Here is a 13,344-nt window from a genome sequence, read left to right as displayed (position 1 = left end):
TCACCTCTCAATAGTCTGGATAACCGGTTATCTCTTGCATGGCTTTGTAGAGTGGGCATAACCTGCGGTACATCTTTCGATAGACATGTTCGTATAATTGAGAATAAAGCTTAGCATACTCCTGATTTGGTGTGAATTCTCTGCTGTATCTGACCATATTCCTAACCGCATCTTCGAAAGAAGAATAGTACTTTATTCCGACAAATCCAACTATAGCTGCTCCCAGACCGGAGCCTTCGTAGATTTCACCCCTGATTGTCTTCTTGTTCAAAACATCAGCCAAGGTTTGACAAACAAAATCGGACTTTGATCCACCGCCTGTTACCATCACCTTTTCTATATTTGCACCAGAAACCTTTTGTATTTTCTCCGCAGCGTCTTTCAAGGCATAAGACAGGCCTTCTATTATCGCTCTATAGAGATAAGCCCTGCTGTGGACATCGCCAAATCCTATGATCGCCCCTCTGGCTTCAGGTATCTTCAAGCCAGCACCCCAATAGGGTTGAAGCATCAAACCGAGTGAGCCTGGCTCAGTCATCTTCAGTAACTCATCAAAAACATCTTCAGCTGTGATGCCTTTTGCTTGTGCCACTTGGGTTTCATGATTGCCGAACTCTTTTTTGAACCAACTGACCATCCAAAAACCTCTGAATATCTCTACTTCAGGATTGAAGTGTTGTGGAATCACTGCGGGGTATGAAGGCATGAATTTCAACGGCTCAAGATATCTCTTGGAGGTTATCTGCATGGTAGTTGTGGTACCGAGACTTGCACAAGCCGTCGATTCTGTCAAACATCCCAGAGCGATCGTTTCACAACCTTTGTCTGAACCTGCGGCAATCAAGGGAGTACCTTCAGCAATTTGGGTTAACTGTGATGCTTCTTTTGTCAAAGTTCCTATTACCGTCGCTGGTTGAACCAGATCTGGAAGCTTGTCTCTTTCTATCTGAAAAAGATAAGGTTGATAATCGTGCTTGGGATCAGCCCAAGCGAGCTTCTTGTAGTTGAAGGGTATGTGACCTATCTGATTGGCAACTGAATCGACAAAGTTACCTGTGAGAAGATAGTGAAACCAACCAGACAACAGTAAAAACTTGTGGGTCTTTTGCCAGATCTCTGGTTCATTCTGCCTCACCCAGTTTGCCTTGCACTTCTTTGCCGAGATCTTTGCTGCCTTATCCATTCCAACTATCTTGAAACCTATTCTGTAATGTAAAGGCAGACGACTGTCGTATTCAGCCATTCGTTGGTCTAACCAAAGAACAGCTGGTTTCAATGCCTTTCCATCCTTATCCAAGAAGACACAAGTATCACGTTGAGTTGTTACAACTACAGCCGCAATTTTTTTCCAAACTGCATTGTTTCTTTCTTTTACCACTGAACAAGCGCGTGAAAGTGCGCTTTTGTAAACTCCCACGTCTTGTTCCGCCCACCCTGGTCTTGGAGAAGTATAGGTTTGAGGATACTCTTCTTTGTGCACCTCTATCAATCTACCATTCGAATCAAATAGAAGTACTCTCAAACTCTGTGTGCCACAGTCTATGGCGAGTACCACTTCAGACATACTGAATCACCCGCAATGTACCTGTTGCAACGAGGTTTGCACCTGTACCAGCAACATCTTCGACTACAAGATCACCTTTTTCGATTGGTTTTCCTACAACGGTCCTTTTCACAAACTGCATCACCTTTTCGAAATCTTGTAGTCGTATTGGTCTGTCTGTTTTCACAGGGACCAACTTACCATTCGAAGTTAACACTGTCGTACAAAGTATACGCTTTGGATTGATCAAATCGTTCTTGGCGAATTCAAGACCTCTTTGACAACCATAGCCTTTGAACACAGGGTGATCTTCGTTACCCAAGATTTCAATCTCACATCCCTTTGGACAAACAATACACACTTTTTTCTTAGCAGAGCTTTCCACAACTTCTCCTCCCCTTCCTTCGAGTTCAACGGTGATTCTACCCCCGGCTGAAGAAAGCTCAAAATCCACGAACTCCGTTTGCTGTGGTCTAACAACCTGAAAGCTTTTCTGTATAATTCTTTGCTCACATCTAACAACAAGCTTCGCTTCCCTCTTTTGATTTCTCACCCGGAAAAACAGTCTTATCTTACCGTCTGAGGGAAACGCAATTCTCTGTGGCACACAGTAAGCTATATCGTCAGACCATTCGATTTCTGAGTACTGTGTGTTGCTAAGTAATCCTTTTGAGTACATCGCAGCTGATCTTCCTGCGATCTTACCAGTTTGTGTAACATAGTCGACAAGATCATGCACATGCAAAGCATTCCCACAACTGAAAACACCTTCTACAGTTGTCATCATGTTCTGGTCCACAATTGGTCCTCTTGTCCTACTGTCGATCTGAACCTGAAGCCTTTCTGCAAACTCATTTTCTGGTATCAAGCCAACCGCCAAGATGAGTCCATCACACTCAACTCTGTGGACAGTGGAAGGAATTGGTCTATTGTTTTCATCGACCTTTGCAATTTCAACTGCCTCGACTCTATCTTTGCCGAATACCCTTGTCACAGTATGAGAAAGAAACAAGGGAATATTGAAATCATCCAAACATTGAGATATATTTCGCGCAAGTCCAGATGGTTGGTTTCTGACTTCATAGACCCCCAAAACCTTTGCCCCTTCCAACGTCAATCTCCTTGCCATTATCAAACCTATATCTCCACTTCCAAGTATGACACATCGCCTGCACGGTAGCAAACCCAGTACATTCACCAGATACTGAGCAGTACCAGCTGTGAAGATACCAGCGGGTTTATCGCCGTGTATAAAGATTTGCCTTGAAGTTCTTTCTCTGCAACCCGTAGCAAGGATGACAGCTTTACTGTTGATAACAGAGATTCCTTTCTTGTTTTGAATAGTCAGACGAAAAAGACTTTTTATCTTTTCTATGTCAAGGACAAAACTTTGAAGCATTACATCAATATCGAGTTCATTGACCTTCTGTATGTACCTTTCTGCATACTCAGGACCGGTGAGTCTTTCTTTGAACTCTATTACACCGAAACCGTCATGAATACACTGCTTCAAAATTCCCCCTAACATTGGCTCTCTTTCTACTATCAAGACGCTCGCCCCATGTTCCTTTGCTGAAACTGCCGCTGCTAACCCTGCTGGACCAGCTCCTATGACCAACACATCGAATTCAATCACATCACTCACCCCTTGTTTTACCGACAACTATGTAAGAAGATCCACCTTTCTTGGTCATATTCAACACGTTTATTCTTTGTTGCTGAAGCGTCTGCAGCACATAAGGAGTACAGAAACCTCCTTGGCATCTTCCCATCCCACACCGTGTTCGCCACTTTACACCATCAAGAGTAGTGGCTGGTAAAGGCGAACTTACAGCTTTTATAATCTCTGCTTTTGTCACCTCTTCACATCTACACACGACAACACCGTAGTTTGGATCTTTTTCAATGAGTTTTTGCTTTTCCTCAAGAGATAGACTTTTGAAAGGTGGCTGCGCTCTTCTATTCGCAACAAATTTGGTGTTTGGAAGCACGTGCATTTCCTCTGAAAGAATTTCTACACACATTTTGGCAACATCCTGCGCGATTGCCGGAGCGCTGGTCAAACCTGGTGATTGTATACCTGCAGCATGAACTAAATTCCTCACTCTTCGGGATTTTTCAACAATGAAATCTTCTCTGTAGGTAGCGGCTCTTGTCCCTGCAAAGTAGGTTATGATATCATTCACCGTCAAACCGTGAACAAGCTTTGCATGTTTCTTGATAAGTTCTTCGAGACCTTGTGAAGTCGTGCTGTAATCTTCTTTGAATGGGACTTCTTTTGCAGTCGGACCGAGCAGTAGATTACCGTGAACAGTTGGGATTAACCCACCTCCTTTTGTCACAGATTTTGCTTGAGTTATCTGTGGCATAGAGATAGTAAGTCTCACAAGGCCCTGTCTTTTGCTGTCTATTATCGCCATCTCACCCTTTCTTGGGTGTATGGTGAAAAATCTATCATTGGCAAGCTCGGCAACGTAATCAGCCCAAAGACCAGCAGCGTTGACAACTACACGAGGAAAAACTCTGCCTCTGTTTGTTTCAACGGAGAGAATTTTTCCATCACTTACTTCGATAGACTCAACGAAAGTTTGAAAAGAAAACTCCACACCATTTTGTACCGCATTTTCCGCAAAAGCGAGTGTCATTTTGAAAGGATCGACAATTCCAGCATTCTTGAACAAACAAGCCCATGCAAAGTCATCGAATACATTGGACTCGATGGACTTCAATCTCTTTTTGGAAAGAAATTCTATCGATTCAATTCCATTTTTCTTCGCTCTTGAACTAATCAGCCCAGCACCTGCAAAAAAGATCCAATGTTTAAAGAGGATCACCATGCCATTTTCTTCATAAGGAAAGTCAAGTTCTTTTGAAAGCTCAGCTAAGATCTTCAACCCACGCTCGTTGTACAAAGCTTTCTTCGAACCTGGTTTGGGGGCAATTGGAGGGTGAGCCATGCCAGCATTTCTCGAGCTTTGATGCATCGCTATGTCGCTTTCTTTATCTACTACAAGCACGGTCATCTTGTATTTGGAAAGTTCTCTTGCTGTAGCACAACCTACAACACCAGCACCGATGACAAGAACATCTACTCTCTTGTTAAACAGCTTGTCATCTCTTACAATCGATCTTGATGGTCTTTCCTTTTCAATGCCTCTGCACTCGATCAAATTGACTACTTCTTTATTGGAGAACTGAGCGGCGATCTTTCCTGCACTGACGACTTTCTCCCAGTCGTTAACAACACCTTCAAGAACGATGCAATCGTCCCTTTCTCTTACTTCAATAGTCTTACAGACCTTCTTTCTAAGTATCTCTTGGAGATTTCGGATTGTACCACCCCCATCACTTATACGGTTGTCCGTACATCCTGATCTTACCTCTTTTCCATCCCTTTGTCAATAACCAGTAACAGAAACAATCCAAAAACAGCTTCACCAGACAAAAAACTGTCGAAAAACTCCAATGAATCTCCTTCGAGTAATTTGTTTTTTCTGAAGCATTACAACTGGACGTGCCGGTGTGAAAGCTCTTTTCAAAGATCTATAATTTAAATTGAGACCATGTCTGTCCACTATTCAAGAGGTGATTATATGGAACAGATAAAAAAGTCCTTTGTTGTCACTGGTATGACTTGTGCAACGTGTGCGAGAACTGTTGAAAAGGCTCTCAACAGAATTGAAGGCGTTGAATTTGCTGCCGTTAACCTGGCTACTTCAACGGGTTTCATTGTTGCAGAAAAAGAGATCCCCATAGAGGTGATAAGAGCAACTGTCGAGCAAGTTGGTTATGGTATATCAACAGAACCTGTTGAAGAGATCGAGAAGAAAAGGTATGCGAATGCCAAGAGAAATTTGATGCTGGCGTGGTTCGCAACTATACCTCTCGCCGTGATGATGTTGTGGCACATGTTTTTCAACCACTTCAGTTATCTCGTCTGGTTCGAGATCTTTTTAGGCGGTTTTGTGATTTTCTACGCTGCGAGAGACACAATAAAAGGTGCTTGGATAGCTCTGACACACAAGCACACTAACATGGACACGCTCATATTCTTGGGCTCTGTTGTTTCGTGGTTCACTGCTGTTCTGGAAGCTGTTAGAGTCCCAATCGTGTCATTTGGCACTATTGGAGCAATGATCGTAGCTTTTCACATAACGGGGAGGTTCATCGAATCTCATCTCAGAGATCGTGCGAGTAAAGAGATCAAAGCCCTTTTGAAACTTCAGGCGAAAGAAGCACGTGTTATCACTGAAAAGGGTGAAATCATGGTACCTGTGGAAGCAATCAAAGAAGGTTTGAACATATCAGTTCTTCCCTCTGAAAGAATACCCGCAGATGGTTTAGTGGTTGGTGGATCTTCTTCAGTTGATGAATCAGTGATAAGTGGAGAATCAATACCCGTTCACAAAAAAGCGAACGACGAAGTCATAGGTGGTTCATTGAATTTGACAAGTCCACTCAGGATTGAAGTAACAAAGGTTGGCGAAGACAGTTTTCTCTCACAAATGATAAACTTGGTCCAGCAAACTCAGGGTTCAAAGATACCTATTCAAGCGCTCGCTGACAGAATTACCATGTGGTTTGTTCCAGTGATTATCTTTTTGGCGATCATAAGCTCATTCATATGGTACCTCAATTTTCACAGGTTTACGCCATTCCTCAATCAAGTGAGTAGCTTCATCCCGTGGATTATGAACACAACTGAACCTATTAGTTTTGCTGTCTTTGTCTTTGTTGCAACGATAGTCATAGCCTGCCCTTGTGCTCTTGGACTCGCAATTCCTATGGCTCTCGTTGCCGGAACAGGACTTGCGGCTAAAAGAGGATTGTTGATAAGAAACGCAGAGGCGATTCAAACATGCAAAGACGTAAAAGTAGCACTCATGGACAAGACTGGCACCATTACCAAAGGTGAACCAACGGTGGTGCAACACAACTTAGATGAACATACCTTGAAAACAGTTGCGAGTATAGAGAGAAACTCCAGTCATCCTCTCGCCAAGGCAATATCTTCTGCGGTCAAAGAGCATTTTGAGATCAAGGAGATAGAGGAAATCCCAGGTGAAGGAGTCAAAGCAAGAGTTGGTGAAAATCTTTACTTTGTTGGAAAGCCAGTGAATACGAGTGCCTATGAAACCTTTTACAAAGATGGGAAAACAGTAGTCGAAGTCAGAATGAACGATGAAACTATAAGCTTTCTTGCCATAGAAGATACCTTGCGTGAAGATGCACAAGAGGCAATAAACAAACTCAAAGCAATGGGAATAGAACCAATCATGTTGACCGGGGACAATCACACAGTGGCAGTAGCTGTTGCCAAAAAGGTTGGTATACAGAAGGTCTATTCGAATGTCAAGCCACAAGACAAGTTGGACATCGTGAGAAGATTCCAAGCCGAGGGTTTTAGGGTTGTCATGGTTGGCGATGGTATGAACGACGCAGGCGCACTGAAAGGGGCAGACGTTGGGATAGCTGTTGGCAGCGGAACAGATTTGGCTATCGACAGTGCAGACATAATAATTAAGAAAGGCGGCATATCCAAAGTGTCCGATGCAATAGAGATATCAAAGAAAACCTTTACAGTGATTAGGCAAAATCTTTTCTGGGCATTTTTCTACAACATCATAGCTATACCAAGTGCAATGGCGGGACTCTTGCACCCCTTGGTTGCTGAAATCGCTATGGTTCTGAGTTCCATCACCGTAGTTTTGAACTCTCTGAGGATAAAGTAGACAAAGATACGCTCCTCTTCAGATGCCTCAATCAGATCATTTCTCCTCAAACGCACTATGAGCCCGTTTACCGGTTGGGGTCCAACCGCAGTACTGCGGAACAGTGCGCCACGAGATGCGAGCACAATCAAGTTCCCATGCCCTGTCGAAAGCTACCTTGTACAGAACTTGCTCAAGTTCAACGTAATGAATTTGTGCTATGTATTCTATAAACCCCCAAGCTACTTGGGAAGAGGTGTAAGAAACCAAAGTCTCGTAAAACCCGCTAGTCCATTCTCCACCGGAATCTTCGGGATTTGGATCTTTCTTGCCGTCACAATCGCCATAAGCCAGACGATCACTATCTGTTGCAGTCATTATCGTTAGCAAATTTCCTAAACCATCGTAACAGAGACCATCAACAAAGCTTCCTGAGTAGCACGCATCGATGATCACATAAAACTTTACTCCAAGATAGTTGGAAAGTATCCCGTACAGGTCATCAACGGTCAAACGACTGTTTCCCATGACCAACTGATTCTTACTACCATGAGACGAGATATAGATTATTAAACGTGTAGCACCACCTTTGATGAGTGCGTCAACTGCGTTTTCAAAATCTTCTTTTGAATTGTCTGGATACTCAAGTGCTCTCACAGCAACTTCACCATAAAACTGCTTGAAGAACTGCTCCATGTGTTCCTTGTCCTTCGAGATGCCAGCATCTATATATCGCTCAGGATTGTTGCCGTTGACTACCAATGCACAGTTGTTCGGTACACTCACCACGAGCTCTGAGGCGACAATCGTTTCAGATACACTCAATTCGAAATTCTTCCATTTGATCTGCGAAAACGAAGGATGGTAGATATCGCCAAGGAAGAGCGGTTGATCGTTGAGAAAAGGCATCCATTCGGCATCTTCCTGTGTAACGATTTCAAAATCTTCATTCAGATAGATATAAACAACTTCGTGTGCGAGCTTTGCAAGAGGGTGTTTATCGAGCACAAAAAGCCATTTCTCTTCGCCTGCCGCGGGCTTTTGTAGACTTTTGAATGGAGAACCTTCAGAGACAATGTCACCACTCTTTAGTTCTGCCGCGTAGAAGATTATGAATCTGTCATCGGTCGACTGGCTTGTTTCTGGTAAGCCAAGTTGATCAGCAATACTCATCGCAGCCTGCTTCATCGGGTCTTCTTCTTGAGGTACAGCGCAAGAGAAAATGATGAAGAGCAACAACATACAAGTAAAGACAAGGCAGAAATGCCTTTCTTTCATGTGAATCCCCCCTTGTGAAATTGCAGCTGCCTCGAGAATATTGAGTATCTGTGGCTTTGCAGAACTTAATGGCTGGTCTTGTCGAGAAGTCTGAGAACTCTGAGAAGATTTTTGTATTTTGAGGTTAGACAGTCAGTGTTTTCACTATCTCACCATATCTCACTACGAAGATCGTTTGATTTGCCATCGGAAAATAATCGCCGTTCATCGGTTCTGAGCATACGACAAAACCTTCATCGTTGCTGTACCAAAGTGTATAGTAATCTTCATTTGTACTGTAACCACAATAGACGATCAATTCATCCCTGTTGATCATCAAGAAATTCATACTCGTGTAACTATAATTCTTGGCTATGTGGGCTATCCTTTCCCTGAGTTCCTCGTAAGAACTGAACTGCCTGAGCTTTGAGAAATAAGAATAAGTGTCGCTCTCAATGAAATGAAACGGTATATCCTTTATAGTTCCGTTGTGGCAAAAGGCTTTTCCACAACCATCGATGAAAGGATGAATTTGCAGTATCGTTACCGGCAAGTTCTCAGAAGCCTTTCTTGCATGAATTATGCCTACCTTCAATTTTACAGAGGGGAAAGTATCATCAAAAGCAGCTTTTTCCGACCTGTGGTAGACAACATCTTCGCCGTTCAAAGCGTAGATTCCCCAACCATGGTTGTGCGGCGCATGCTTACCATTCTTTGCCATACGCTGAAGATGAACAAAAAACTCATCTACCGGTCTTTCGTCTTTGAAAGAAAATCCTATCATTCTACACACAGTGGTCACCCAGAAAAATGATAACACAGGGCAGAGCCCTGTGTTTAATCCTTCATGATCAGATTTCTAATTGCCTCGACAGCCTGTTCGGTGTTCATGTTGCGTATATCGACACCAACGTGTTTTGATCTATCAAAACCAGAAGTCTCGAATGCGTCTCTGTACATCTTTTTCTGCATAGCTGGGTCGCAACCCGCTACATAGAGCTTTTCAATATCACTGTTCTTCGTTAACGTGCTTAAGTACTCATCTCCATCTTCTGCACAAAGTTGAGGATGAAGTACAACGAAGTCAACTAACTTTTCCCTTCTAATGGTGTTGAGCACTTCAAAGATGTCCATCTGTTTAAAAGATGGGCAAGTACCTTGACATACACACAATAGCAGTCCCTTTTTACCCATGACTTTTCACCTCCGAGTAATAGCTAATCGCACCATATTCACACAGTTTTTGACAGCCTCTGCAGAACTCCACACATTCCATTGGGTTGGTCACCTTTGGTTTTCCATTGTCTACTGTGTAGACCCCGTGCGGGCAAAAGTTGGAACATGTCAAACAGCCAGTACACTTGTCGTAATCAATCACTGGATACCAATTCTTTGCCACTATCGCACCTCCTCACAGATTTTTTCTGCAATCTCGATTAAATCGATGATCCTTTTATCTCTCAAAAGCAATCTCTTTCGCTGCCCATCTTTCTGAAAATCTATTATGCCTGCGCTAAGCAGAACTGAAATGTGTCTGGAGATCGTCGTTCTATCAAGGTGATTCATTGCCTCAAGATCGCAGATGCACACATCCTGCCCGGCAATTTGCTTTACAATTTCTATTCTCCACCTGCAAGACAGTGCTTTGAAGATATTTTCAATATTCATTCTTAACACCTCATCTCTTTTACTGTATAAGTGTACAACTATACACTTAATATATACTATTTTCTGTAAAGTTTAGAATAATCTCCATTTACACAAATATGACCAAGCTGGCATTGCTACGTTATAGGGTTGGCAGATGAAAAGAATTGGGGAAATAAAAAATGGTCGGGGCGACTGGACTTGAACCAGCGACCTCCTGCTCCCAAGGCAGGCGCGCTAAGCCGTCTGCGCTACGCCCCGACACTATTAAGTATCTTACCATAAACTTCTAATTATTCAAGTGGTAGAATCAACAGAATTCCACAGTTCACAGCAAATCTCACAAAGGATACTCAGAAGACTTTTTAAGATGCTTCAAACCATGTTGCAAGAAAAAGCACCCCCCATCGCTATTGTGATAACCTAAATTAGCTGAGACTAAGTTCTGTTTTGAGCTTGCATAAATGAAAACAACGGAAAAATCGTTCGAGATTATCTGTTGGTCTGCCTCAAAGATAAGTGTGAATCTTTTCACTTTCGTATATTATACAGTGGAAGGCGCCAACCAAGATTTTGGTACACCCTGAATCGTATGTTGGGATAGATCTACCCTGTTGGGTCATTTTACAAGATTCTTTGGCAATTGATGATCTTTGAGGTTTTCATGGAAATCTATACTTTTTCACTTTCTGCATCAACGGCGAGTATAGTTAATTCGTGGATCTTCGAAAAAGTCTCTACATGAATTAGTTCAATCCAAAGCACTTTAAGAACCTGCTAAACAAAGGAGTTTGACAAGAACCTCGACTCAAAATCAGTCAGATTCACAGATGATCAATATTGCTTTCCTATCTTCAAAGGTTGAGATTGAATCTTTTTGTCTTAGGGATTGACACCGGTTAAGATTCCCAACGGCAGACAAGAAATCTAAAATTCTAATCGACTGCCAAAGACTGAGCGCGGCGAATGCCACGCATTTCTTTTTTGCACAAGATCACGCAAGAACAGTTTTCGGTATAAAGGCTCTAACTGTTTTGTTAGGATCTACAAGCTGACTCACTTGAATGTCTACCACAAGACTTGCCAACATGTAGGCTGATTTCACTGGAATATTAAGTCTTTCACTCAGAATTCTCACTGCTTCTAAGGTTGCCTCTTTGAAAGCCTCGTTGATATCTGGTAGTGATACGATTATGAAGTAGCCATCATTTGTCTCCACAATGGGCCATTTGATCTGCCAATCCACAACATCCACTTTTACAGTTACTTTCGCGGTGACTTCGCATGCAGAAACGCAGACCTCCCCATCTGCCATCAAAGCGTGAACATCACCAAGCGCCAAGAGTGCACCTTCTTGAAAGATCGGCAAATAGATTGTACTTCCCTCTCTTATGTACTTGGTGTCCATGTTTCCCCCGTGTCTATGAGCAGTTCCAGTCGGAAATTCATCTACTTCTGGGGCAACACCGATCACACCAATCATTGGGTTAATCGGTATTTTCAAACCATCGAAATAAACGAGGTTGTTCTTGATATCCAAAATTTTAGCCACGAAACCCTTTACCATCTCGGGAATGACTCCGAAGCCTTCTTCTGCAACAATGACACCTTTAGTGTCTATCTCTATTTCCAGAACTTTGATTTTCAAGGCCTTTCCGGGCTTTGCACCGAAGATGAAAACTGGACCTGTGGCTGGATTAACCTTTGAAAAGTCTATCTGTGTTGTGTCGTCTTCGGTTTTTATCTGTCCACCAAGTGCATCGAGCGTTTCAAAGATCAATACGTCACCACTGTCAACAGATTCAACAGGTTTCGTCGCAGGCGAAAAGGCATAAATACAGTTGAATGAAGAAATTCTTTTCATTTTTCTTCCTCCTGTGAATATTTCTCCTTGCCCCAAAGCTCTTCAAGCTTCTTTTTTATGTTTACTTCCTTTCCGATTTCCTTGGGTATGTAGATTTTGATTTTTTTCAGTTCTTGAGGCATATAACTTCTTTTCACGAAGCCCCCAGCTTCATGCGGGTAGATGTACCCATCGCCGTATCCTGAGTCTTTCATCAATTTCGTGACCGGATTTCTGAGAAACAACGGTACTTGAACAGCCGCAGATTCCTTAGCGATCTTTCTTGCTTTTTCAACAGCCAAGTAAACTGAATTACTCTTTGGAGCAGCGGCAAGATAGATTACAGCTTGTGCCAAATTCAAGATGCATTCGGGTAGCCCCACATACTCTACAGCCTGTGCAGCAGATGTGGCGACAAGAAGTGCCATTGGTTCTGCAAGACCAATATCCTCGCTTGCGAGTATTATCATTCTTCTTGCAATGAACATCGGATCTTCACCCGATTCTATCATTCTTGCCATGTAGTACAGCGCGGCGTCTGGATCGCTACCACGAAGACTCTTTATGAACGCAGAGGCGAAATCATAGTGTTCTTCTTTTCTGTAACCCTGAGGCTTGTAACTCGTGCTTGTCTGTAAAGTTTTCAAATCCAGCACTTTCTCATTCGTTGTTTTTGCGGTTTCAACGGCTATTTCAAGTGTGTTCAGAGCAAAACGCGCATCACCCTGAGACAGTTGTGCTATCGCCTGGAGGACTTCGTCGGTGACCGAAACACCATAACTCGCGACTCTTTGATCAACCACCAATGCCCTTTTCATGATCTTGATCAGTTCTTCATTTGAAAGTGGTTTTAGAAAGATCACCCTGCACCTTGAGAGAAGAGGTGGAATAACCTCGAAAGATGGGTTTTCTGTCGTTGCACCAATCAAAGTTATAGTTCCGTCTTCAACTTTTGAGAGCAATAGATCCTGCTGAGCTTTGCTCAGACGGTGTATCTCATCTATGAAGATCACCGTCTGTTTGCCATATCTTTTCATCTCTTGAGCCCTGTTCATAGCCTGCTTGATCTCGTTCGCTCCATGAAGTGCCCCGCTGAAAGAATAGAATTCCGCGTTGACGTATTTTCTAATCAGTTCAGCTATAGAGCTCTTGCCGCATCCAGGAGGTCCATAGAGTATGCAGGAAAACACAGTGCCCTTTTCAAGGGCTTTGCGTAGTACTCCTTCTTTGCCCATAACATGTTGTTGGCCAACCAAATCATCGAGGCTCTTTGGCCTCACTCTTTCTGCAAGGGGAACTTGTTCTTCAATTTGAGAATCAAACATCTAAAACCTCCAAATGAC

11 protein-coding genes and 1 tRNA gene are annotated in these 13,344 nt (G+C 42.9%); 1 reads left to right on the top strand and 11 read right to left on the bottom strand.

All coding sequences use genetic code 11. The annotated features are described in order from the left end of the window. Positions 1-7: 7 nt before the first annotated feature. The 3 genes from ACSFC1_RS01970 to ACSFC1_RS01960 are packed head-to-tail and all read right to left on the bottom strand — an operon-like array spanning position 8 to position 4,713. On the bottom strand, positions 8-1,564 hold the full coding sequence (locus ACSFC1_RS01970) for an FGGY-family carbohydrate kinase (RefSeq protein ID WP_435564451.1): 1,557 nt from the start codon (positions 1,562-1,564) through the stop codon (positions 8-10). Further along, positions 1,557-3,179, bottom strand: a complete 1,623-nt coding sequence (locus ACSFC1_RS01965) for an FAD-dependent oxidoreductase (RefSeq protein ID WP_435564450.1) — start codon at positions 3,177-3,179, stop codon at positions 1,557-1,559. Before ACSFC1_RS01965 ends, ACSFC1_RS01970 begins: the two co-directional genes overlap by 8 nt. Before the next feature lies 1 nt (position 3,180). Then, positions 3,181-4,713, bottom strand: coding sequence for an NAD(P)/FAD-dependent oxidoreductase (locus ACSFC1_RS01960; RefSeq protein ID WP_435564449.1), 1,533 nt, complete (start codon positions 4,711-4,713; stop codon positions 3,181-3,183). 423 nt (positions 4,714-5,136) lie between these two features. On the opposite strand from ACSFC1_RS01960, the gene ACSFC1_RS01955 reads away from it, so the two are divergent. Continuing rightward, positions 5,137-7,275: a heavy metal translocating P-type ATPase gene (locus tag ACSFC1_RS01955; protein ID WP_435564448.1), complete on the top strand. Its 2,139-nt coding sequence runs from the start codon at positions 5,137-5,139 to the stop codon at positions 7,273-7,275. Positions 7,276-7,311: 36 nt separating this feature from the next. Here ACSFC1_RS01955 and ACSFC1_RS01950 read toward each other — a convergent pair whose 3' ends face one another. The 8 genes from ACSFC1_RS01950 to ACSFC1_RS01915 all read right to left on the bottom strand — a co-directional run bounded on the left by ACSFC1_RS01950 (position 7,312) and on the right by ACSFC1_RS01915 (position 13,326). Continuing rightward, entirely contained in the window at positions 7,312-8,532 is a 1,221-nt protein-coding gene (locus ACSFC1_RS01950; protein ID WP_435564447.1) for a C13 family peptidase, read from the bottom strand. 124 nt (positions 8,533-8,656) lie between these two features. Beyond that, positions 8,657-9,304: a class II glutamine amidotransferase gene (locus ACSFC1_RS01945; RefSeq protein ID WP_435564446.1), complete on the bottom strand. Its 648-nt coding sequence runs from the start codon at positions 9,302-9,304 to the stop codon at positions 8,657-8,659. Positions 9,305-9,348: 44 nt separating this feature from the next. Then, positions 9,349-9,705 (bottom strand): heterodisulfide reductase subunit A-like protein, encoded by a 357-nt coding sequence (locus tag ACSFC1_RS01940; RefSeq protein ID WP_435564445.1) that lies wholly within the window; start codon positions 9,703-9,705, stop codon positions 9,349-9,351. Beyond that, positions 9,698-9,910 carry an ATP-binding protein gene (locus ACSFC1_RS01935; RefSeq protein ID WP_435564444.1) on the bottom strand — a complete coding sequence of 71 codons (213 nt, stop codon included), beginning with the start codon at positions 9,908-9,910 and terminating at the stop codon, positions 9,698-9,700. The genes ACSFC1_RS01940 and ACSFC1_RS01935 overlap by 8 nt, the downstream gene beginning before the upstream one ends. Then, the gene (locus ACSFC1_RS01930) at positions 9,910-10,179 is read right to left on the bottom strand and encodes an ArsR/SmtB family transcription factor (protein ID WP_435564443.1); all 270 of its coding nucleotides are present in this window, start codon (positions 10,177-10,179) and stop codon (positions 9,910-9,912) included. Before ACSFC1_RS01930 ends, ACSFC1_RS01935 begins: the two co-directional genes overlap by 1 nt. Positions 10,180-10,341: 162 nt before the next feature. Then, positions 10,342-10,419 (bottom strand) — tRNA-Pro (locus ACSFC1_RS01925). A 733-nt stretch (positions 10,420-11,152) separates the two neighbouring features. After that, complete coding sequence (locus tag ACSFC1_RS01920) at positions 11,153-12,022, bottom strand: acetamidase/formamidase family protein (RefSeq protein ID WP_435564442.1); 870 nt, start codon at positions 12,020-12,022, stop codon at positions 11,153-11,155. Continuing rightward, positions 12,019-13,326, bottom strand: coding sequence for a replication-associated recombination protein A (locus ACSFC1_RS01915; RefSeq protein ID WP_435564441.1), 1,308 nt, complete (start codon positions 13,324-13,326; stop codon positions 12,019-12,021). The genes ACSFC1_RS01920 and ACSFC1_RS01915 overlap by 4 nt, the downstream gene beginning before the upstream one ends. Between the last annotated feature and the right edge of the window lie 18 nt (positions 13,327-13,344).

Source organism: Pseudothermotoga sp. U03pept (assembly GCF_051235805.1).
Taxonomy (GTDB): domain Bacteria; phylum Thermotogota; class Thermotogae; order Thermotogales; family DSM-5069; genus Pseudothermotoga_B.
Note: the sequence above shows the minus strand (reverse complement) of the source record. Positions and strands in the feature narration are given on the sequence as shown.

Excerpts from the sequence above, each read along its gene's own strand:
- ACSFC1_RS01915 (WP_435564441.1), bottom strand. The coding sequence starts at position 13,326 with ATGTTTGATTCTCAAATTGAAGAACAAGTTCCCCTTGCAGAAAGAGTG.
- ACSFC1_RS01955 (WP_435564448.1), top strand. The coding sequence starts at position 5,137 with ATGGAACAGATAAAAAAGTCCTTTGTTGTCACTGGTATGACTTGTGCA.
- ACSFC1_RS01940 (WP_435564445.1), bottom strand. The coding sequence starts at position 9,705 with ATGGGTAAAAAGGGACTGCTATTGTGTGTATGTCAAGGTACTTGCCCA.
- ACSFC1_RS01950 (WP_435564447.1), bottom strand. The coding sequence starts at position 8,532 with ATGAAAGAAAGGCATTTCTGCCTTGTCTTTACTTGTATGTTGTTGCTC.
- ACSFC1_RS01920 (WP_435564442.1), bottom strand. The coding sequence starts at position 12,022 with ATGAAAAGAATTTCTTCATTCAACTGTATTTATGCCTTTTCGCCTGCG.
- ACSFC1_RS01970 (WP_435564451.1), bottom strand. The coding sequence starts at position 1,564 with ATGTCTGAAGTGGTACTCGCCATAGACTGTGGCACACAGAGTTTGAGA.
- ACSFC1_RS01930 (WP_435564443.1), bottom strand. The coding sequence starts at position 10,179 with ATGAATATTGAAAATATCTTCAAAGCACTGTCTTGCAGGTGGAGAATA.